Genomic DNA, 21,084 nt, shown 5'->3' on the forward strand with positions numbered 1-21,084 from the left:
GATCCGAGCAGGGCGCGCGAAGCGAGCAGAACAGGGAGCGAATCGATCACACACTCTGCGCCACCGGCGAAGCCATACAATCCGACACTCACCTGAAGGATTAGCTTCCAGCCGATTCTATCGATGAAGGTCCCTATGACGGGCGCGCTGAGAGCAACAAAGATCGACGAAAACGTGAGCACGAGTCGAGCGAGCAGATCGACGTTTTCAACGCCAGTGAAATGCGCATGAAGTGCAGGCAGAGCAGGGGATATCACCGTATCAACCATCACCGTCAGCGTGCTCACGAGCAACAGCGTTGTGACTCCCAAGCGCGGTATAGAGTCGTTGCGCGTGCTCACTCCTTATTCCCTACCAAGAAATCCGGGAACCAAAATAAATGTCGCCATCTCTACATCCATCCTGTCGCCCAAAGGAGCAAGGCAATGAAGAAGAGCTGGATCAGGACTCGAAACCAGAGTGGCGTGGCTGGCTTCCCGTTGATTTCGATGTTCTTTCGTGCGGCAACGACGTTCGCCGGGAACATCACCACGAGAAGCACGGTCAATCCCAGTCCAGCCGCTGGTGCAAACCCTGATAGGAGTAGCCCGATTGCGCCAGCGATTTCTGCAAGGCCGGTGATCGTCACCAGCAGTCCGGGATGCGGTACTGCGTCCGGGACCATCCGGATGAGAGTATCCCGAGTTCCAGCGAAATGAGAGAGGCTTGTGAAGACGAACATTACTGCCAGCGCGAGTCGAGTGGCAATCGGCCACGAGTCTACGGCTGTCACGCCGAGTACGCCAAGACCGCGGAGTACTAGCAGTACGACGAGCAGCAGTAGAAAAGGGACGACAACGTACGGATTGCCGCTCGCGTTTCCAGTCGCAGCGGATTCTGATGAGGGTTCTATCGTTGACTCAGTGCGCAGGAGTTTCATGTGGTATTCCTCTTCATGATACTTTGACGCCGCAATGGAGCATGAGCATGCTTAGCTGTAGTGGGGTCGAGTGCTGCTTGCAGTGCTTCGTGGGCGACCGTCGTCACGGAGAGAGGGCGGGCACCACCGAAACGCCGAGCAAGCCAGTTGTGATCGTCGATCGCTCGCAGTGCTGCATTCATTACACCTGGATAATGGCCGATGCTGTCATCCTCACCGTAGACGGGGCCTAACCGGAGGACCGTCGTTCGGAGCTTAAGTTCGGCTATCGTTCGCTCCGCCCGACGTTTCGCGGCGAGGTGTTCCTCGCGTGCAAGCGATCCTGTAACTGATAATAAAACGAACGCCGGAATGTCTGTGCGGTCAGCTTCGAGCGCGGTGATGATCGCCGAGTCACCGTCCAGCCGTTCGCGGATCACGCCTTTTCCGGGAGTGATGCTGATGATTCCGACCGTGTGGATAACAGCGTCACAGCCGTCGAGGGCGTCTCGCCAAGAGTTCGGATCGAAGATATCCGCTTCGCCCCACTCGACCGAATCAACCCATGTCCCATCAGCATCTGGCCGACCACCACGTGAGACGCTTCGTATCTCATGGCCATCAGCGACCGCGAGTTGACAGATTTTACGACCAATAAAACCACTTCCTCCGACGACGAGTATTCGACTCATGTTGGTGTATTCTTGGTGCTTTTGGGCGTTTCAGCGTTATCCGCAGCCCGCGTCAGCACGCCGACGCTGACGACCGCTACAATCACGTGCATCATGGCTAAGGCCGCCAGCACGGACGTGGGCGCGGCCGCAAGCACCGATGGTGGCGCGACGAACGAACCGAACGAGAGTAGCAGCACAACCATAGCCACAATCGTGAACATCCGGTTCGGCCGCTTTGAGTAGCGTGTGATTCCTCCGTACACGATGGTCGCCCCACCCGTCGTGAGTACAGTGCTTCCGAGCACCGCTCCCCACCCCAATGGCCAAAAGCCAACAGGGACAGTACTGACGCTGAGGGTTATCATCCGAACGAGCGTGTTTGCGACGACAGCGACGAACACCGTCAAGAGACCGTATTTTGCGAGGCGATTCACACTGACGTGCGTCGGCGATCTTGTGTCGACCGTAGTTGCCATTAGAGGCATGGTTGTACTGGAACGGGAGAGATCACGGCTTCGCGCCTGAACACGTTCATGCGCTTAAATACCTAAGACGCTCAGCAATCGATTCTCTATGTGTTGCATTGTCTACGTGTGCTCATATAATTCTGGTCGATGGTCATTTCGAGATTCGGATTCAGTAATGACCCATCACTCCGGTCTTGCGAGCGCGGTCGGTACACCATCTGAACACGAGGTATCCAAGCAGCGAGTAGACGACTGCAGACCCGACGAGTAACGATAGATCGATTACTGAGAATTCCCACAGACGGACACCATTTTGCATCGCCTTTTGTAGCATTGTACTTCCCTGTACTAGTGGCAACAGTCTCAGTGCCGGAATGTCCACTATTGGTGCCGAAATAAGTCCGATAAGTACGAATTGCATGAGTTGCGAGACGTTTTCGATGCGTTTGTACAGCAGTGCAAGCCCGGCGAAGACGAACCCGATACCGACCACTGAGAGAAGTGTTAGCACACTAATCACGACAATCGTTAGTAGATCCACTGAAAGCGTCCGCCCTGTCGTCACCAGCATCAAGAGAAGAATGGATGCACCCCACAACAGACTCTCCAGTACGTTCACAACGACTTGTGCGCCCATCACCGATCCAAACCCGTAAGGAGACATGTACAGCTGTTCCAGCGTCCCCCATTGTGATTCGCGGGTGATGTTCATCGCGAGACTGAAATACGCTGTCAGCGACATGGTCCAGAGGAACCACCCGACGACCAACCCATCAAAAGTCCCAACCAGTGCCGTTCTATCGGTTGCAATCCATGAAACCATCGCCTGACCTCCAAAGAAGATGACCGCAAAGAACAGATAGATGGTCACAATCTGTGAGGCGGTATTCACAGGGTAGCGTATCAGCAATAAGAACCGTTTGGACAAGACGGCTCGCAATAGCGTCCACCGCCCCGCTAGATCGGGATTAGTAGCAGTGCTCCATGCTTCGTCTGTGGTCGGGTGACTCACGTGCCATCACCTTCGTGGTCTCCATCAGTGATATGCAAGAACACGTCTTCGAGATCTGGCTCAACTGCCTCGATAGAGGCAACCGTGACACCAGCCTCACGGAGCGCGTCAGACAGAGCGTAGAATTCGTCGCCAATTACCTGCGCGTGAAACCGTTCGCTCTCGTCACAACGTTCGAAATCGGAAGCACTGAACTCGGTTTGAAGGGAGCGGCGTATCGGTTCGGAGAGGAGCCCATCGAGTCGCACCTCATAGGTTTGGGTGCGAAAGAGATCGAGCAAGTTCTCGACTGTATCGTCAGCGACGATGCATCCCTCGTTCATGATAATTACTCGGTCGCAAATGTCTTCGATAACGTCCATATCGTGACTCGACAGCACGACCGTCATCCCATCGTCGTCGATGAGTCGGTGGAGTTCTGCGCGCAGTTCGAGCGAACTTTCTACGTCGAGTCCGAGCGTCGGCTCGTCGAGGAAGACGACATCGGCATTCCGTGTCAGCGTACACGCAAGCGACACTTTCTGTTTCATCCCCTGAGACAATTCCCGGACAGGCGTATCTGCTTTCTCCGAGAGACCAAACTGGTCGAGCAACTCGTCGTGACGTTCACGGACAGTCGAAGGGTGCTGACCGGCTATGGCTGCGAAGAACCGGAGGTTTTCACGCACAGTGAGCCGCCAGTAGACGTTACGAGCGCCTTCGAGCATCGAACCAACCCGGCGATACGCCACCCGTTCGTCTTCGTGTACATCCACGCCACCGACTCGCGCGCGGCCACTTGTAGGGACGACGAGACCCAACAACATCTTAATCGTGGTCGTCTTGCCAGCACCGTTTGGACCGAGTAGCCCGACGGCGGTTCCCTGCTCGACCGCGAAACTGATGTCATCGACCGCTGGGACAGCATCATCACTACCGTACACCTTCTGTAACCCATTGACGACGATAGCTGGATCACAGATGGTCGTGTCTTTCGTAGGATCGCGTTTCGCTGTAGACTCAGCGAGAGGATCCGATTCGACCGCAGTTGCTTGAAGAGGCATGGTTGTACTGAGCCAGGAGATGTCGTGGCTTCGCGCCTGAATATGTTCAGGCACTTAAATAGTTAAGACGCTTGGAAACGACCCTTTGGTACGATGCCTACCATACAACTGAAGATCAACGCTGCGGCGTCTGATGATTGCCTAGCCACTCTCTCGACCGAGTTTCCGGACGAGGAGTTCAAAATACTGGCAAGCCATACGACTGCCGACGGCCTGCTCGGGATCGTCGAAGTACGAATGTCAGACGGGGATACTCTCGTTCGACAGTTCGACGAGTCCCCGGAGGTGTGCTCGTCTGAGGTGATCCATGCCGATGAGCGAATGGTCTTGATTCAGTACGTGATTCCGATTCCCGATTCGTATCGCGTGGTTCGCACGTCGGGGGTTCTCGTGCGCTTTCCCGTTGTCATGCGAGATGGGTGGCTATTTGTTGAGCGAACCGCCTCACACGAGCGGTTAGCACAGTATACAGACGAGTTGGAAGCGGTTGACATGGTGTATCAAATCCTTTCATTGACCCAGTCATATGACCCGATAGAGCTGCTTACCGACCGCCAGCAGGAGTTCATGACCGAAGCGGGCGCGCGCGGATACTACGATACCCACCGACGGTGTACGCTGACTGAGTTGGCAGAGTCGTTTGCGGTGACCAAATCGGCGGCAAGTAGGATTCTTCATCGTGCCGAAGAACGGATTATCAAGGACGCTCTTTCCGATTCTATGATGCTTTAGATCGCTTGACAACAGGTACTCATTGGACATGGACGACCGCTGTCGGCGGGATGCTCTAACTTCCGTAACTTGGTTCAGATACGGAGATGGCAAGTGGATCGGAGAAAGTGTTGTTAGACGAATTCAGTCTCAGAGCGCGCGGAACAGTGCGGTCCTCAGTCGGTTTTCGATGTGAATACAAAGACTGGCAAAGTTCATTACAGTGCCTCTAGCGGCGTAGACCGACGTGAAGCCCAGCAGTGATGCGCCGACTGCACCAATGATGTCGATGGGATAGTGGACACCGACGTACACGCGGTTGACTCCGACGAGTGAGGCGAGAATCAACGCAACGAATCCGACTCGCCACCGATCGTGAAGGTAGAATAACGACCATGCGAACGCAAACACGACTGTCGTGTGTTGGCTGTTGCGAATCAAAGCTTGCGATCTACCTTGAGGACGGTTACTGTTCGAAATGCCGTAAAAGCTGACCTCTGAGAGTTTGTAATCTACGACTAAATAATTGATCAATCAAATAAAAACTTACAAAAATAGGTTCGACTTTGAATGGTTAAACTATAGAACAAATTCGACAGGGTGATCATAGGGAAAATAACTGGTTTTTGTATACTCCACATAATGACAAAATAGAAATATTCATATTCTCATCCGTCCTAATTAGTCTTCACGGAGAGGTAACAATGGGGAGAAACTACAACAGCGAGAACACGATTGCTGAACGATGCGAAATATGTGGCCGTGAGACATCTCATGACGTCGCTATTGTAATTAAAACGGAAAGCAAAAAAGCAAAAAATGCAGAATTCTCTCGGGAACCCTATCGAACCTCACAATGCCAGGTCTGTGGCAGTACACACAGTCAGCGAATGAACAATGCCTAATTAATGATCTAGCTCTATAGATTTTATAATTATTATCGTATTATTGTCTCACTTATATACTGGTGTGATCTCAATCCGACCATCAGCACTGATCATCACTACGTAATCGTGTACAATAAATGTGAGATGGCCATTGCTTCGAGGTATCCCATTGTATTGGGGTTTAAACAACTCGTCAAGTGCATCCGGATTGATGCTCCTATAAAGTACTTGCTCACTATCAGTAACATCAATATCCATGGCATCAGCTAATGCATGAACAAGCGTCGTCGTGAGGGCTGTTGATTCGCTCTGGCCGTAGTAGGTGACGTATCGGCGGGTTGAATCCGGTGTATTGGAAGTCTCTGGAATCATCGGTACGACTCTTATTGGACGGGTTAATTTTCGGTACTAGTCCTTTGTATAAATATCCGATAGACCGACGGATTTTTTGCGAACAATGAATAGTCCTGAATGGATATAAACTTACTGCTGAGCCTGACTATCCCCTTGGCTACAGTGATTGGACAGCCCATTTTTCAGCATCTGACACAATAGTATTATTCGGATTTTTCAAGTACTGTAGTGTATGTGCGTTCAGACCCGTGTCTTACCTCTGCAACTTCCCATCCAGTCCCGACTGCTGCTTCTCGGAGACGGTCAGGATTGAATAGACGGAACAAGAGTATTTCCCTGTCCTTTTTTTGTACTCTGGAGGACAGACCAGATACGCTAAGATCTATTGTTAAAGCGGTTCGGAATTTAAATACTGATTTATGAAACAAAAGATGTGGAGAGTTCGATTGAAGCGTCGCTATTAACATGCCCCATGTCTATTAGTTGCCTACAGTTGGCATCGAAGTCGATAACTTACCTCCGACATTCTCCAATCGTCCTTGCCTTATTATAAATATTGGGGCAAAAATTATGCGACTATCACCATTACTATACACGTTTGTTTACTATCCACTTCGTGGAATCCTTGCCCTTTAGGGCGGGTGAGAATGTCAAAGTATATACTGATCTGTGAACAGACGTGGAGAGTTAATTTGGCGTCACGATGACATTTTCACGCCTGTTGATACTTCGTGGATGACGAAGGTGAACAACCTTTCCTTCGACACGCTTCAATCGGAACCATACTCTAGTAAATATTGTGGCTGTGGGGGTCGTAAATATTGCCGCACCTACACACTTGTTCATAGTACAATATAATTCAGTCAGACGTGCGTCAGCCATGGGCACAAAAGCTATACGGTAGTTCTCCTTTAGTCCGCATGCGATCACAGTTGTGATCGCACGCTCGGAGTTAGGGAGGCAAACGTCTCCCTGGTGCGAATGGTTAGTATGATATTCTAACTTACGTCGCACACACCCCTACCCAATCTCTCCCTTTCCCCTTGTATCTGTTTAACCAGGCATTGCCCTGCAAATATGGCAAAAATCGAAGATGAAGTCGAGACGTCACGGCCATTTTTAAGGTAGTAAATAGAACCAAAGAAATGCTCAACAATGACTGCTAAACATCGAGGAACAACCAAACAATGGTTGATAATCCTACTCTTTAGGGTGCTTGTGTACCCGATTCTTCTTTTGATCGAATTGAGTTATTGGGCGCTCCATAGAACCTGGTATAGGTACTCGCCGAGGAAACTCACTCAAGAATTATTTGACATATAAAATTATGAATAATAAATTGTTATGTAGTAAATCATATATTGGATACCAGTTGAGAATAACACTCTGTTCCATAGGGCTGCCAAATGATCTCTATTCGTCCTTTCAGACTTTCTTCAACGTGCGTTTGTAAGGGCCAGCAGCATTGCGAAGAGCCTCAAGGCAATTGGAACACATCAACGTTTGCTGTTCGTGATTTTGTACGAGTAAGGTGTCTCATGCAACACAATTAAGTGGCCGATCAGTCTCAGTCATTGTCATTTGTTTCCTTTTTTGTATGAGACGAGAATATTCCAGCCTCGGTGCGTTTATACGCTGTCTCCTCACTTTAACCTACAGTATTGTTCAAAACCAGTGGTGTTGGTTAACCAGTGGTATCTCTCCTACTATGACTAGTAGGGTGACGTTGCCCTTCCAACTAGTCGCAAATCGCTATTTTGGACTCACAGGAGCGAGATATTCTGATCTAATACGGTCGCCTTCTCGCCATTGGAAGTAGTAATACTCGTTATCGTTGATTGTCTTCCTCACGATTGATGCTTTCGCGGGAACTCCTTTTTCGAAAATCGTGCTCCAGTCTGCGATATCTTCGGGAATTCCTTTTGCATGTGCTTTGGCGGCGAGTTCCTCGGCTGTCGCCTGTTCAATCTGATGAGTGTTGGCAGCTGCTGTGCGCTCAGCCTCCGCTCGCGCGGCGCGATAGACGCGGAGTTCTTGGGCATAGTGCGCGATAGCCTGCAATGTTTCACTGTCTTGTTTTTGGAGCCCTTCGACGAGGTATTTCGGTAGTAGATCAGAAGGTTGGGGCTTCGTTGGACCCGGCATCAGAGTTGTCTTTCCTTAACCAACACTATGAGGTGATAGTGTATAGTCTTGTTGGTTAATTCAAAGGGCCATATACTTAAGCAGCGTATTAGCGCCTGTAATCAGGTAAACTTTTTCTGCTCGACTGGCATCGAATACGCCTCACCATCGACAGTATGAAGCGACTCACTATTGCTTGGAAGAACGGTATGAGAATTATTCTTTTGTTTTTCTGCACAAATATTATGTAGATAGTATACGATATAGAACTGTGTCACCGAATGACAAACAAAACAGACGTACAGTCCTACAATCGTTAGCCGGCGTTGGAGCCCTCTCGATCGGAATTGACAGTGCTGCAGCGATGGGCGGCGCGAATGAAAAAACTCGTCTGGAGGACGTGGTTCCCGTTCCGGCCGAGACTAAGTCTACGGATACCGGGTACACCATAACTGAGAATACGGTAATTAATATCAGAGATGAGGTGGCGGCCGGCATAGCGGAGCTCCTCGCAGGACTCCTTCGTCCCGCGACTGGCTATGAATTGCCGATCATCAATGGTTCGACGCGAGGATCGAGCAGCGGAATTTCGCTCCGACTCGACGGGGCACCGTCAGACGTTGGTGAGCAGGGATACCGGATGCAGGTAAACCCGAGTGGGGTAAAGATCCGTGCCAACAAATCGGCTGGACTGTTCGCCGGCGTCCAGACACTCCGGCAACTGCTCCCACCAGCCATCGAGAGCGAGACGGAGCAGTCTGTTGAGTGGACCGTCTCAGGCGGACACATTCGCGACTATCCGCGGTTCGACTATCGCGGTGCGCACCTTGACGTTGCCCGTCACTTCTTCGGCGTCGACGCAGTCAAGCAGTACGTCGACTACCTTGCCCAGTATAAAGTCAATTATCTCCATCTTCACCTCACCGACGATCAGGGATGGCGCATCGAGATTGATCGCTGGCCGAACCTCACCGACGAGGGGGCAGACTCCGAAGTCGGTGGCACTGCTGGAGGCTATTATACGAAAGAAGAGTATATCGAACTCGTCGAGTATGCCCAGGATCGATTCATCACGGTGATCCCAGAGATCGATATGCCAGGCCACACCGGGGCAGCCCTGGAGTCGTATGCAGAGCTCAACTGTGACGGCGAAAAACGACCGGAGGACACGGGGGTCAATGTCGGCGACACCTCACTATGTGTCGACAAGGAGGTTACCTACGAATTCGTCAACGACGTAATTAAAGAGGTCGCAGAGATGACACCTGGTCCTTACCTCCACGTCGGTGGCGACGAGGCCCACATTCTCTCCGACGAAGAGTACAATACCTTCATGGATCGAGTGATTCCAATGGTTCTGGAACACGGCAAACAGCCAATCGGCTGGCATCAAGTGCTTGGTGCGAACCCACCGACGAAGACGATCACCCAATACTGGTACCCTGGCCGAGATGCGCCGGAGGTCGCGGCGGCCGCCAAAGAGGGCCATGAGATAATCTCTTCGCCAGCGAGCCGTGCCTACCTCGACATGAACTACAACGACCAGGACGGCGTGGGTCAGGACTGGGCCGGCAACACGTCGGTCAAGGATTCCTACTCTTGGGATCCAGGGACTTTCGTTGACGGCGTCAACGAGTCGTCAATCAAAGGTCCCGAAACTGCGCTGTGGACGGAGTTCGTCGAGACGGTCGATGACATCGAGTATATGATATTCCCACGGCTACCCGCCATCGCCGAACTTGGCTGGTCACCCAAGAAAAAAACCACCTGGATCGAATTTCGGCAGCGCCTCGCCGCTCAAGGCCCGCGTTGGGATATCCAAGAGATAAACTACTACCAGTCTTCACAGGTTCCCTGGCCCTAAATAATCCCTCCAGCAAGGATGTAATGTTTGTTTGCGGGATTGCCAGTGTTGACGGAAGCAACTCACCGATTAACACAGCTGTTTCCATATACAACACGGAGAGAAGAGTTAAGCACAGAAATTTTGGTGACAAATACTTGTGTATGCCCGTAGAAGAGTAATACCAAACTTTATGTTGTTCAAATACATTTATCCTATGTCAAGTAACCATACTCGACTGCGTTTCATCCAACAAAATGGTGAAGAGAAAACGGCTTACCAACGCCGTTTTCTGTAGATTTCATAATAACTATAGAAATTTCAGGTGAGAATACCACGCCTTGCAGGACATGGATGAGTCACCCTCTTCATGGTGGCGAGGAAATTTGCCGTTTACAGCAGGGAGGATGTCACCTGTGCAAACACCCAATTCAGAAGTCTTCGGTGCGTTTCGTGCGTATCTTTCTGTCGATCCAAATAGGACACCCCTCGGTCACCGACAGTTCGAAAACTGGCATAAACTCGGTGTTTGCCATGGCGAAACCCGAAATCAAACAAGTTGTATCCCCCTCCCTACTCACTCGCGTTCTCATACATTGCGGAAGTGCCTTATCGCTTGTATTCCGGTAACGGCTACGTGACATAGCCAGCACCTCGTTGGGGTGTGAACCAATATCTCTCGCTCTAGCACGACCAGCCTTGTGGGAAGCTCTACCGTTTATGACGGGAAGGATGCAAAATTCGAAATGATCGATCTAGGATTTGTGTTCAAATTGTCACCCCCTTCTCACACTCTTTGCTTGTCCACTGCTAGTGAGCAGTTCGGAACAATGGCTTGGCCAAAAGATATAGTTATACGGCAATCTTAGTACTTTCTTCATACCACTTTGACACGATCAGTGGTAGTAGTGGCATAGTCCCGATCCTGGAAACGAAACGAGAGAATCATTGACCATGACTCAAAATCAATCGACACACCAATTACCAGAAAAACAATGCCAATCTCAAATTTTAATTTCTCTCCAAAAAGGAGATCAATTTCATCAGAGAACGGAGTACGAGATTGCCTGTGGAAGAACTAGTATAAAAACGACACCCTGCGGAGGAAACCGATGATTAAACGGTCGACTCCTAATTTAAGTCATCGGGTGATCTGCTTTCGCTGTCAGCAACCAGTAGATCGCCCAGAGGCCAGGGAATGGCGTGGAGAGTTATTCCATCCAGATTGTTACCGAAATTCACTCCATGAGAAGACAAGAATAATCTAAACCTTGTCAACTGTTTTTATAACGTCTCACGTAATATTCCATAATTATATCTTAATGAAAGAAGCGAGCATAGGTAGGATTGAATCACCGGAGCCATTTCCTGAATCTAATTTATCATGAAAGATATTTTGTATGCCTATGATGATTCTACCAACAATTAATATCCTCCTTCAAGAACAGAGCTTTCTCCTCGAAGTGCCATAACCCGTTTCTCGCTTCCGAATTCCCCTCTCTTGGAGCCTCAGAATACAGTAGTCACACTGGGAAAAGGCACGGTCATATTGCGGGGAGCATGCCATCAGACGCGGTGTTTGCTGGGCTCGAACGTCGCAAGGACACGGCAATCAGGAGGTCCTCAACTGACGTCCGCACTTTAACCAATAGACGCATTGATTATTGTTATGTGGTGCCTGATGTTGAATAATGGATACAAACACATCTTCTGTTGTGACGTTATTTATGGAAATAGACTGTAATTATTTACTCAGTTACATTCACTCGGTAAATCATTACACCCCGGTTTTCGAACACGAGTGTATATTCTGATGACCTCATCAGAGAGCGTCGCATTCGCACTGACTGGGTGTGGTCGTCTCGGCGTACCGTGTACTGTCCTTTCGGAACGTACACGTAGTCCGGCTGCAGGCGTGCATCTGTGAGCGACGCCGTAAGACAATCAGCGGTTTTACAGGCCGATGTCGAGTCGTACAACTCCTTTTGACGCTTGAACTGAGTACTGCCTTTCCATTCAACGCCCCATGGACTCACAAGGCTAGTTCGGTGTGTAATGTACGGAAACAGTTCTGCAGCATCACCAAGTACCACGAAACGTGATGAAGGAGGTGTGTGACGCTTTACCCACCCCATGGCGTTTCTGTCGTGTTTATCCATGTATGGTGCAGGCAGAACTGTTTCCATTCGATCTTCGATCGGTTCACTATCAGTCGTCATTAGAGCGCCGAAGCCGACGACCGAACTGACAAGCAGCACGAGCAGGAAAAGCGGGATATATCGTCTATGGATATCATCTTCCATTTGATCTCTGATAACCGGGAGACAGACTTCGAAAACGAATGCCGCCGCCGCCATTGCACCTGCGATGTATAAAAACCGATTTTGGCTGAGGATGTATCCTGTCAAAACCATCCAAACAGGGATGAACAATCGTCGATCTCGAACGAGATATAAAACGCCGGCGACCGCGAGAAAGTAAAACGGCCATTGAGTGCTTGACATCAATGGATCAACGAAGGAATCGAGGAGACGGGCGATCCCGCCGCCAAGACCGTCATGCGTCCCAGCTGCAGCTGCAAATATAGATAATCCGTACGTCGAAATGATGTGCCACCACCACGGTGCCGTCAAGACGATGCCGCCTATTGCAACCAACGCACCAAGTCCTACCCCACGCCATGACCGATCAAAAAAGCCGACTAGAAGAAGGTAGCTCAGTCCAAACAGCGCCATATACACAGGATGGGTGAGGATAGTAAGCGCAAACAGCCCGATTGACGGGAGTAACCATCGTCGATTCTTTTCTTTGAACGTTTGTATTCCCGTAAACAGTCCTGTAAGGACGAACAAAAACGCCACCGCACGAACAATTCCACCTGCCGCGAGATGCCACTTGAGCATCACCGGTGTTATAGCGAGTAACACGGTGGCACCACCAGCTTGGGATGGCGATTCGAGAAGTTCCTTCGCAACGTAATAGTAGGGAACTAGATACGCGATTGTGATAAGTCCGGGTAAATACCGCGTGAGGGAAATTGGATTAATACTGAAGGCATCACGAAGCACTGCGATCACATAAAACATCAACGGCGGATATGCAAACGGAACTCCCTCCGCAGTATAATGTGGAATTGTTTCAGGCAACCGGTAGCCATGCCTGCTAATCTGCTCAGCTATAGCGAGGTATAATCCCGCTCCATGTGCCGGAATTGGGTATATTACGAGATAAGATAAATAGACTGCCACACCGACTGTTAGAGCGATCGAAAGCCAAACACCATCACTTTCCACCCCGTCAGCGCTAAAGAATGCATATATGCGGCTTTTAAGAGGAGCCATTCATATGATCGATTGCAATGGCCGGTATTGTGTCTATTGATATCGCGACCGGTAATGTGGGAGGGGATGATAGCAGTAACAGTAGGGTGGGAGCCAGTGACATCCTCGCCCGCCGTAAACAACGTGATTCTCACACTGATAAAAGATAGAAATCGAAATTTTCAGATCAGCTCTCTACATTGCGACGAAAAGCAGACTACTGTTGTCTTTCTACCCTTAGGGCAATGTTTTATCGTCCTACATAGCACTCCATAAGCCGGTCAACGACAGGCATTTCGAGAAACGTCACGAGCGTGTACAACGAGCTCATCCGTTCTTCGCCAGCAAGATGTGCTTCATAACATTCGTTTACACCCTCCCAGCTGAGGAATGGTAGGGCACGAATTGTTGCTTCATTTTCGTTCAGTACCTCACGGACAAATTCATGTGTACGGATTAACTCGGGATGATCCGGCCACGGTCCATGTGTCCAGTGTGGTTCCTGAAGATCATTTAGGAAATGGCGTTGGACAAAGCTTGTAGCGAGTTCACCGGCTCGCTGCAGTGCAAACGGATACTTAACTGGAATCATGCCACTTCCGTGAGGAATTTCAGATAATGCCGGTGCGAGGCGCTCTGTTGCGGCATTTATCAAATCACCCCTGAGAAGGTACTGAATCGGGATCGAGAGGAATAGGTCAATCAGCCGATTGTCCAGAAACGGTGTTCCAGACGGCATCATCTGTGCAGTCCCGTAATAGAAGAACTGAGAACTGCCATTTGTTAGTGGACAGCGGCTAGCGAGTGTCGCCTCTCGAAGCGAGGAGTATGCCACACCATGATCAATTATCTCGTTTCCATTTACTCGAACATTGTCTCGGTAAATCTCTTGTATATTCCGTGGAAGTTGTAGGTAGGATGGCGAATTCACGTCTGCTCGATGTTCGATAAATGTCTTGATGTCCGTTATCGGCCACTCAAACGAGAGATCAAAGGAACCAATCGATCCAAGATCAACTGTTGGGGTGCGCAAGTGGTTGCCTTTGAATAGCATATCCCCATAGTGGCCTGTGAACAGAACGTCCACAGCGGAAGTGAGCGTCTCAGAGAATCCACCCGCATGAATTTGATTAAAGTAGCCACCAAAATTCGAAAGTTGAGGATACATTGCTAGCGCACGAGCTTGATACTCTCTGTCGCGCCGAAGTGGCGTGAATGGGACATCGGCTGCAGTAGCAACCTGTTCTGCAATTTTCGCTTCACGATTTCGCCAATCTGTAAGATGAAATGTTTCAACCGATAAACCAAGGGAGACGAACGCAGCGAGTACAAGACGTGAATCGCTTCCACCACTCAATAATAATCCATAATCAGTACTTTGTTCAGTACGATCATCAATGACATCACGGAACGTTCGCGCGAGCTGATCGACAAAATATTTTCGTGGACGGTCAAGCGGGGCATAGACGGGCTTCCAGTACCGAGTCGTTTCGATCTTACCGTTCGCATCAAGTACAGTTATTGATCCAGGCTGCGTTTTCTCGATTCCAGTGAGTGGTGTTTTGACTCCATAAGTTCTATTAAATGCGAGATATTCTCCAAGATATCCTTCGTCAAACTTTGTTTCAACCCCCGGGTGGAGAGGTAACGATTGAATCTTGGTCGAAAACACAACCCCGTTATCAGTTATCGCCAGATGGAGGGGTCGCGTCCCGAGACGGTCGGTAAATAATGATACGCGCTCCGTTTCACAATTTCGGATTGCACCAACGAAGTTTCCATTGAGCCCTCCAACAAATTCGATACCATATTGCGCATATAAGGTAGCGCACAGTTCTGCACCTCCCTCGGGATGAGATTTATATCCACCTAAACCATCGAACCCCCACACCGTTCCCCACAACCATATTTGATCACCGTCTTCAGTTTCAGCATATCCTAAGCCTGCGTCAGACGGGTGAACGACCGATGCTATTGCTACTTCTTCATCCTCTTTTGCAAGTATTTGTTCATCGCCAGTCCACTGGAGGTCGTCGATCAGGTCATCAACGTTTCGAGTATCTCCAATAGTGCCACAGAGCCCAACCATATAGTTCTCTATAGAAAGTAATTAAATTCATTAATAGATTACCATACCAGAAAACAATGTAATGAATGCCCTATCGTTACTCAATGAAATCGGATGGATTCTGCTGTATAAGCAGTGTCCGCATTCTATGGTTGTGTGCGTCGCATTTCCCAAAGATCTGTAAAACCGATAGCTTCGATACCATTCGTCTGATCAATATGCGCTAAGAGTTCCTCATAGTCGCTAATATCCATTGTATTCTTGGAATTAAAGTGGTGAAAATTGAGAATGGTACATTGACGGTGGTCAGCAGCAAGGTTCACTGCTCGCTTGCAAATATCGATATCGTGACCTATTGTTCGTGGAAGAACAAGTGGATCAAACCCATATACGCCGGTGGTGTTCACATTGCCGGACTGATTCATCCCACCCATATAATGATATTTACTAATTACCTTGAGCGCACCTTTGTCAAAATTGTTTCCTGGATACACTATAAAGTCTGCACCTTCAAATCCATTGTCGAGTAACCATTTCTTATTACGCTTGAGGAGGGTATCGAGTTGTGATGTAGATATTTCGGCGAACGGTTCGTTGGTACTACCATGTGCAACGACCTCGTCGCCTGCGTTCTGTCGTTCATGCAATTCCTTAATCGACATGAAAAATGAGTCAGCTGTTTTTCTAGGATAGACTGGCATTGTGAGGACAGCTGGGAAATTAAAGCGATCATGGACCGGTGCCGCCTGTTCATAGTAACTCCGGTTCCCATCATCCCAGCTCAACACGACATAGCCTGTATCGGGTTTTGGATGAAGGCGCATATCGTCCACCCATGATACTGCATCGCCATCCGATGCGTTCGTTATTTCAATTTCAATTCGCTCAATATTCGTGAGATCTGGGTTAGTGTCACTAGTGGCAAACACACCAGGACTGGTTCGAAACCAACCAATATCTGGGGACCGATACGTTACTGATCGGAGTTCAAGTACTGCCCAGTTGTCATCGGAGTCAAAGAGGTAAACGAGAAGTGCGACAACATCGGGATTTTTGGATCGAAATGCCACCGATAGGTCATGATTGGAAAAATCCATTGGTGATGACAAGGTTCGATTGGCTACTGCATGGTGGCCTGATTTTCCAACTAATTTCAAACTCTGTGAACCAGTTACGCTCTGTGTTGTGTCCGCCAACACGGAACCCTGAACCCGTTGCCATCGAGACAGACCCTCAAAATTATCGAACTCTGTTCCGGGTGAACTATACTGTTCACGGCTATTGTATTTTGTCTGTAGTGTTTGTTTCGACGTGGTTTCTGTACCCTCAGTGGTTTCATCTACTGTCGTTGTGTTCGCCGTCGATGGAATCTGAGTATCCGAAGTTGGTTGTGAGGAAGGCGTTTTCCCGGAACAACCAGCGAGCATTCCAGCAGCGACAGTGCCGGACAAGTGAAGGAAGCGGCGACGAGTAGTGTTCGTAGAGCAGTTATCCGTCATGTTGTCGTTCACCTGCCTGTCTGGGACTGCCTAGCGAGGACAAAGTGAAACTAGATATCGGGAGGCTACATGCTCCATTGGTTAGCAGCGATTGCCACAGAGAGTCTTCTTTACTGATCTCTGTTGTTCTCTGTATTTTGACGATATTCTTTGAGCTGCCTGGTCCGTTCTCTTTTTTCTCTTGAGTCATCGCCGACAGGGTGAACCAGCGTTAAAGAATTAGTTATGTTCTACCTGACTAAAAATATCGTCTTATAATCCCTGCTTAATGCTTGTAAAATCAGCTATTGTATCCAAATTACTATTTTTAGAGGCATGATTCCAAGACTCTATGAGATCGATAAGTATTATGAAATCAAATATTACAGCTCAGTATTATTCTGTTCACGCTGTGAATCTCGACTTTCGTACCACTAGCAATCGTATATTCGATAGTGGATTTCTCTGTAATCTCCTTCCCAGGCAAAAACCGCACTAAAGGAAGGAAATACCCTGGTGTTATTGTGCTGAACTATACATATGGCTCAACGATCTACCCATCGTGTTCTAGCACTTTGCTTTCTGGTCGTTCTCACACTTCTTTCCTTTCTTTTTCTTACCGCCGTCTTGTTGACTACCAGTGTTGGTGGCGGTTGATTCGGCAGCTTGAATGTTTTCGTTGAGCTGATAATTAAGCTGCTCTGCCGATGCATTACCATCGTTTGTTGCGAACGCGATTGCACTGGTCTGCTCGCTCACGTTCAGCTGCTCAATGTATTGCGCTTGCTCAACGACAGCAAGTGCTTTCTGTTTGTTAACTTGTCCGTTTCCGTTGTCATAGGACACTGCCCAGGAGTTATCGCCTTTTGCGTCCGTACCATCCATCACCGCAAAGACCTTTTTAGTGCCTTCGTCGACATTCACTGCAGTTGCTGAAGCCACCTGTGCATTGAAGTTTGCTTGGTAACTTGCTTGTGTAGCTGTTGCTTCGCTACCATCAAGCCCAACAGCAACGGCTGCATTCTGCATGCTGATGTTCTTCTGACTCACATCCTGGAACTGCTTGATGTTCGCTTTTGCACCTTGTTTGTTCGATTGGGACGTACACTTTTCGGAACGCTTCACGGCTGAGTCCGAGTAGTCGCCTTTCATGTTAGCGCTTGCAGTGAATTCTTTGACCGACTTCGGATCAAAGTTTACTGCAGTTGCGCTTGCAACCTGCTTATTCCGATTGAACTGGCAACTAACTTGCCACGCTTTGGCTACGCTTTCTTCGCCAACCGCAAGTGCAATAGCAACACCCTGTTCGTTTACGTTCAGTTGGTTAACAACTTGAGCCTGCTCGACCGAGGAACTTGCATTCTGTTTGTTTCCGTCACCGACATTCGCCGCGAGCGCTTCGGCCGTCTGAGCGTTCTTGTTGAGTTGGAAGCTTCGCTGATACGATCGCGCATAGCTACGGTTCTCCGCAATTGCGATAGCAGTGCTCTGGCTGCTATAGTTCACTTGGTCAACTTCTTGTTCTTGCTCAATGTCTGCTTCGGCGGTCTGTTCACTCTGGTAAGCGTCATCGCTCACGACCCAGCCAGAGAATTCGCGTGAATCAGTTTCGCCCGCGAGGACAACATACACATCTTTGAGATTTTCGAATTTCTGTTCTTTAGTTTGTTCTTTAGCATTAATCGATTCTGCACTGCCAGCTTGAGTGTTTTTGTTATTCTGGTAGGTGCGTTGAATTGCGTCTGCTTTTCCACCATCAATTGAGATGGCAACAGCGTTTTTCTGTTGATTGACGTTCAACTGAGTGACATCCTGGTACTGAATGACCTGGGAAGAAGACTGTTGTGAACTTGATTTGAGGTCTTTCTTATTCTTTTTGAGCCATGGGTGAAGATCAGTTGCGGAGGTGTCGGCACCGAAGATGAGGTAGACATTACCCCCATCCGCGTCCATAGCGTTGTCCGTGGCTGCAGCCGATGTGCCAGCAAACGTGGAAACGGCACTTGCACCGATCCCTGCGGCCGCAATTCCTTTCAAATAGCCTCTTCGCTTTACCTTGTTGCTGCTGTCGGATTTTCTTTGTCGCATCGCATTATACTGCAAATGCACATTGATATTTTGTTATGATTTACCTGATATCGGTAATTATTGAGTAGGTGCTAGTTATAACCCTCTTTAGGCCAAAACCAAAAGTCGGATAGAAGATAACTTGAAAACGAATCAACTGTGAAACAGAGAATCAGATTCTCTGTCAACTACGTTCCCAACTATTTTCCCATCTATTTTTTCGTTAGTAACTATTGTTGAGGGAAAGTGGATCTGTTCCCGTTTGACCTCCTTGCAGTCAGAAACGCCATCTCCAGCGGTATCTGCGCAATTTGAATCCGCACCTAGTTCTTTTTCTTCTCAATCTATGAGTCCATCACCATCGCTATCCCTTGGTTTGTCGCTCTCATCACCCTGATCGCCATCGTCACCATCACCTGGTTCTTCCGGTGGTTCCTCGGCGGGCGGCTCTCACCCTCATCATATTCTTCAATTGCGGCAGTGGCCTCAGCTTCATCGTTGACCGTCGTACCAGCTTCGTTATCGCTAGTTTCAGTTACGATATAAGTTCCGGGGTCAAGTTGGATTACTCGTTGCTCATCCGGCTGAAGAGTGATCGTTCGTGATCGTGATTCATTGAATTGAAGATCGATGGCGAACTCCGCATCGTCATTGCGAAGTTCGGCTGCTCCACAGTCTTCATTGTCTACGCGGGCGTTCGAAGGGCATGGCTCAAGTGTGACACTGGAAACTGATTCGTCTGTCAGGATGTCCATAACCGGTACTGAATCGCCACCGCTCATTTTTTGCTCCGACGGTGCATTCTCCCGGTACGTGTTCGAACTCTCCGATTTCTGTGTCTGGTTCGATCTCTGCTTGTGTCGGTCTATCTTTAGGAATTTATGTGATACTTCCGTCCGGAGTTCGCACGGTTACAGTCACCACTCTATCTGTATTGTTTTGGATGTGCGCAACAGCTTCACATTCGATCTCCAAAGTGACGCCATCACCGGTCTACTATGCCACGGCGATGCCCGAGCCTACTCCACCGATGGTTGCGGCTAGCGCAGAGGTTTTGAGCACTTGACGTCGTGTAATCTCATCCTTCTTTTCCAAGTTATAATTGATCATCTCTCGCATCAACCGGGAATAATTCGGCCGGTGATATTGTTTTGGGGAATTTATCAAAAATAAGAAGGGTATAGGTAGGAACTACTAGAATTTAACACGGATAAAGCGAAATGACCGAAGGAAATTTATATTATTGGCTGATTTTACGATTTATACTCTAACCTATTAGACTACTGATACAATATACAAACTCGTTTCGCGGAATGATTTCCGCGGTGACTAGTCTTCGTCGATTTGTAACTGTACCCGTTTGTCGACCTCAAACTTCTTTTCTGCAGCCACTTTGACTTCTTCGACGAGTTCAGCCTCAACAGCGGCCACCGAATGAATCTGACCGCGGATTTCGCCTGGCGGATTTTGCTCGGTGTGAACGTTCACATACGTATTTCTGGAGCGCATCGCTTCGACGAGTGCACTCAACGGTTTTCCAGCGAGTGGGCCAACCAAGTCTGCTGCCGTAATCGATCCTGTTGCCAGTACTCCATTTTCGGTTACGCCTTGATCGAGGGCACCGACGAACTTCCCTTGTTCGTTCTTCTGTCCAAACAAGAAGGTCACTACGTCTCCATTCTCACCTTTCTGACCGAGATGAATATGGGCCTGAGTGACGTTTTCGACTTGAGCAACGAGGAGTACATAATGAATGTGCGGTCCATCTCCATGATCTGCGAATTTAAATATGGCTGCACCTTGTCCTTTCGTCTTAACGGGGGGCACCTCTTGTGCACCACTGAGTTTCCCCGCGCTAAACACCGTGCGTTTCTTGTCATTGCAATTTTCCATGTGTGCACCAGTGGACTGTGCACCAAGACCAACGCTAGCTACTGTTCCTGTCCCAACGACTTTGAGAACATCCCGTCGTGAATTGCTTACCATGGTTGGTACCAGTCAAAACACAGAATGATAGTATATTGTCATACTGATGCTGAACAGTGGTCGTTTCTCTTCAGATACCATCTACTGCCACGACACAAACTAATAGTGAACTATTCCTCTTCACTTACTTCTTAAGCAAGTGGACTTAGCAT

General features: G+C 48.9%; 18 protein-coding genes and 1 pseudogene. 3 read left to right on the plus strand and 16 right to left on the minus strand.

Going from position 1 to position 21,084, the window contains the following annotated elements:
* Window positions 1-391 precede the first annotated feature (391 nt).
* The 5 genes from LIX15_RS24925 to LIX15_RS24945 all read right to left on the minus strand — a co-directional run bounded on the left by LIX15_RS24925 (window position 392) and on the right by LIX15_RS24945 (window position 4,094).
* On the minus strand, window positions 392-919 hold the full coding sequence (locus LIX15_RS24925) for a DoxX family protein (RefSeq protein WP_227777605.1): 528 nt from the start codon (window positions 917-919) through the stop codon (window positions 392-394).
* Window positions 916-1,590: an SDR family oxidoreductase gene (locus LIX15_RS24930; RefSeq protein WP_227777606.1), complete on the minus strand. Its 675-nt coding sequence runs from the start codon at window positions 1,588-1,590 to the stop codon at window positions 916-918. The genes LIX15_RS24925 and LIX15_RS24930 overlap by 4 nt, the downstream gene beginning before the upstream one ends.
* Window positions 1,587-2,048 carry a DUF6069 family protein gene (locus tag LIX15_RS24935; RefSeq protein WP_227777607.1) on the minus strand — a complete coding sequence of 154 codons (462 nt, stop codon included), beginning with the start codon at window positions 2,046-2,048 and terminating at the stop codon, window positions 1,587-1,589. Before LIX15_RS24935 ends, LIX15_RS24930 begins: the two co-directional genes overlap by 4 nt.
* Window positions 2,049-2,208: 160 nt before the next feature.
* A complete protein-coding gene (locus tag LIX15_RS24940) occupies window positions 2,209-2,862 on the minus strand; it encodes an ABC transporter permease (protein ID WP_345410957.1) in 654 nt (217 codons plus the stop codon).
* A 185-nt stretch (window positions 2,863-3,047) separates the two neighbouring features.
* Complete coding sequence (locus LIX15_RS24945; protein WP_227777608.1) at window positions 3,048-4,094, minus strand: ABC transporter ATP-binding protein; 1,047 nt, start codon at window positions 4,092-4,094, stop codon at window positions 3,048-3,050.
* A 93-nt stretch (window positions 4,095-4,187) separates the two neighbouring features.
* Here LIX15_RS24945 and LIX15_RS24950 point away from each other — a divergent pair, with 93 nt between their 5' ends.
* A complete protein-coding gene (locus tag LIX15_RS24950; RefSeq protein ID WP_227777609.1) occupies window positions 4,188-4,826 on the plus strand; it encodes a helix-turn-helix domain-containing protein in 639 nt (212 codons plus the stop codon).
* Window positions 4,827-4,955: 129 nt separating this feature from the next.
* Here LIX15_RS24950 and LIX15_RS24955 read toward each other — a convergent pair whose 3' ends face one another.
* Complete coding sequence (locus LIX15_RS24955) at window positions 4,956-5,339, minus strand: phosphatase PAP2 family protein (RefSeq protein WP_368410709.1); 384 nt, start codon at window positions 5,337-5,339, stop codon at window positions 4,956-4,958.
* 170 nt (window positions 5,340-5,509) lie between these two features.
* Here LIX15_RS24955 and LIX15_RS24960 point away from each other — a divergent pair, with 170 nt between their 5' ends.
* Window positions 5,510-5,710: a DUF7835 family putative zinc beta-ribbon protein gene (locus tag LIX15_RS24960; protein ID WP_227777611.1), complete on the plus strand. Its 201-nt coding sequence runs from the start codon at window positions 5,510-5,512 to the stop codon at window positions 5,708-5,710.
* Between the two features lie 48 nt (window positions 5,711-5,758).
* On the opposite strand, the gene LIX15_RS24965 is transcribed toward LIX15_RS24960, so the two are convergent.
* From LIX15_RS24965 to LIX15_RS24975, 3 genes and pseudogenes are all read right to left on the minus strand, one after another.
* Window positions 5,759-6,064, minus strand: coding sequence for a HalOD1 output domain-containing protein (locus tag LIX15_RS24965; protein WP_227777612.1), 306 nt, complete (start codon window positions 6,062-6,064; stop codon window positions 5,759-5,761).
* A gap of 185 nt (window positions 6,065-6,249) precedes the next feature.
* Window positions 6,250-6,381, minus strand: a pseudogene (locus LIX15_RS24970) (class I SAM-dependent methyltransferase); the annotation flags it as partial.
* Between the two features lie 1,417 nt (window positions 6,382-7,798).
* Window positions 7,799-8,191 carry a DUF6788 family protein gene (locus LIX15_RS24975; protein ID WP_227777613.1) on the minus strand — a complete coding sequence of 131 codons (393 nt, stop codon included), beginning with the start codon at window positions 8,189-8,191 and terminating at the stop codon, window positions 7,799-7,801.
* A 343-nt stretch (window positions 8,192-8,534) separates the two neighbouring features.
* On the opposite strand from LIX15_RS24975, the gene LIX15_RS24980 reads away from it, so the two are divergent.
* Window positions 8,535-10,034 carry a beta-N-acetylhexosaminidase gene (locus tag LIX15_RS24980; protein WP_345411089.1) on the plus strand — a complete coding sequence of 500 codons (1,500 nt, stop codon included), beginning with the start codon at window positions 8,535-8,537 and terminating at the stop codon, window positions 10,032-10,034.
* Window positions 10,035-11,761: 1,727 nt separating this feature from the next.
* On the opposite strand, the gene LIX15_RS24985 is transcribed toward LIX15_RS24980, so the two are convergent.
* From LIX15_RS24985 to LIX15_RS25015, 7 genes are all read right to left on the minus strand, one after another.
* On the minus strand, window positions 11,762-13,354 hold the full coding sequence (locus LIX15_RS24985) for an ArnT family glycosyltransferase (RefSeq protein ID WP_227777615.1): 1,593 nt from the start codon (window positions 13,352-13,354) through the stop codon (window positions 11,762-11,764).
* A 229-nt stretch (window positions 13,355-13,583) separates the two neighbouring features.
* Window positions 13,584-15,422 (minus strand): asparagine synthase-related protein, encoded by a 1,839-nt coding sequence (locus LIX15_RS24990; protein ID WP_227777616.1) that lies wholly within the window; start codon window positions 15,420-15,422, stop codon window positions 13,584-13,586.
* A gap of 125 nt (window positions 15,423-15,547) precedes the next feature.
* The gene (locus tag LIX15_RS24995) at window positions 15,548-16,912 is read right to left on the minus strand and encodes a polysaccharide deacetylase family protein (RefSeq protein WP_227777617.1); all 1,365 of its coding nucleotides are present in this window, start codon (window positions 16,910-16,912) and stop codon (window positions 15,548-15,550) included.
* 534 nt (window positions 16,913-17,446) lie between these two features.
* The gene (locus tag LIX15_RS25000) at window positions 17,447-18,967 is read right to left on the minus strand and encodes a hypothetical protein (RefSeq protein WP_227777618.1); all 1,521 of its coding nucleotides are present in this window, start codon (window positions 18,965-18,967) and stop codon (window positions 17,447-17,449) included.
* Between the two features lie 323 nt (window positions 18,968-19,290).
* Complete coding sequence (locus tag LIX15_RS25005) at window positions 19,291-19,728, minus strand: hypothetical protein (RefSeq protein WP_227777619.1); 438 nt, start codon at window positions 19,726-19,728, stop codon at window positions 19,291-19,293.
* Between the two features lie 214 nt (window positions 19,729-19,942).
* The gene (locus LIX15_RS33415; protein ID WP_368410710.1) at window positions 19,943-20,065 is read right to left on the minus strand and encodes a twin-arginine translocation signal domain-containing protein; all 123 of its coding nucleotides are present in this window, start codon (window positions 20,063-20,065) and stop codon (window positions 19,943-19,945) included.
* 210 nt (window positions 20,066-20,275) lie between these two features.
* Window positions 20,276-20,932 (minus strand): CHRD domain-containing protein, encoded by a 657-nt coding sequence (locus LIX15_RS25015; RefSeq protein WP_227777620.1) that lies wholly within the window; start codon window positions 20,930-20,932, stop codon window positions 20,276-20,278.
* Between the last annotated feature and the right edge of the window lie 152 nt (window positions 20,933-21,084).

The sequence above is a fragment of the Haladaptatus pallidirubidus genome (assembly GCF_020700235.1).
In the GTDB taxonomy this organism is placed as follows: domain Archaea; phylum Halobacteriota; class Halobacteria; order Halobacteriales; family Haladaptataceae; genus Haladaptatus; species Haladaptatus pallidirubidus.

Excerpts from the sequence above, each read along its gene's own strand:
- LIX15_RS24925 (WP_227777605.1), bottom strand. The coding sequence starts at position 919 with ATGAAACTCCTGCGCACTGAGTCAACGATAGAACCCTCATCAGAATCC.
- LIX15_RS24930 (WP_227777606.1), bottom strand. The coding sequence starts at position 1,590 with ATGAGTCGAATACTCGTCGTCGGAGGAAGTGGTTTTATTGGTCGTAAA.
- LIX15_RS24935 (WP_227777607.1), bottom strand. The coding sequence starts at position 2,048 with ATGGCAACTACGGTCGACACAAGATCGCCGACGCACGTCAGTGTGAAT.
- LIX15_RS24940 (WP_345410957.1), bottom strand. The coding sequence starts at position 2,862 with ATGGTTTCATGGATTGCAACCGATAGAACGGCACTGGTTGGGACTTTT.
- LIX15_RS24945 (WP_227777608.1), bottom strand. The coding sequence starts at position 4,094 with ATGCCTCTTCAAGCAACTGCGGTCGAATCGGATCCTCTCGCTGAGTCT.
- LIX15_RS24950 (WP_227777609.1), top strand. The coding sequence starts at position 4,188 with ATGCCTACCATACAACTGAAGATCAACGCTGCGGCGTCTGATGATTGC.
- LIX15_RS24960 (WP_227777611.1), top strand. The coding sequence starts at position 5,510 with ATGGGGAGAAACTACAACAGCGAGAACACGATTGCTGAACGATGCGAA.
- LIX15_RS24965 (WP_227777612.1), bottom strand. The coding sequence starts at position 6,064 with ATGATTCCAGAGACTTCCAATACACCGGATTCAACCCGCCGATACGTC.
- LIX15_RS24975 (WP_227777613.1), bottom strand. The coding sequence starts at position 8,191 with ATGCCGGGTCCAACGAAGCCCCAACCTTCTGATCTACTACCGAAATAC.
- LIX15_RS24980 (WP_345411089.1), top strand. The coding sequence starts at position 8,535 with ATGGGCGGCGCGAATGAAAAAACTCGTCTGGAGGACGTGGTTCCCGTT.
- LIX15_RS24985 (WP_227777615.1), bottom strand. The coding sequence starts at position 13,354 with ATGGCTCCTCTTAAAAGCCGCATATATGCATTCTTTAGCGCTGACGGG.
- LIX15_RS24990 (WP_227777616.1), bottom strand. The coding sequence starts at position 15,422 with ATGGTTGGGCTCTGTGGCACTATTGGAGATACTCGAAACGTTGATGAC.
- LIX15_RS25000 (WP_227777618.1), bottom strand. The coding sequence starts at position 18,967 with ATGCGACAAAGAAAATCCGACAGCAGCAACAAGGTAAAGCGAAGAGGC.
- LIX15_RS25005 (WP_227777619.1), bottom strand. The coding sequence starts at position 19,728 with ATGAGCGGTGGCGATTCAGTACCGGTTATGGACATCCTGACAGACGAA.
- LIX15_RS33415 (WP_368410710.1), bottom strand. The coding sequence starts at position 20,065 with ATGCGAGAGATGATCAATTATAACTTGGAAAAGAAGGATGAGATTACA.
- LIX15_RS25015 (WP_227777620.1), bottom strand. The coding sequence starts at position 20,932 with ATGGTAAGCAATTCACGACGGGATGTTCTCAAAGTCGTTGGGACAGGA.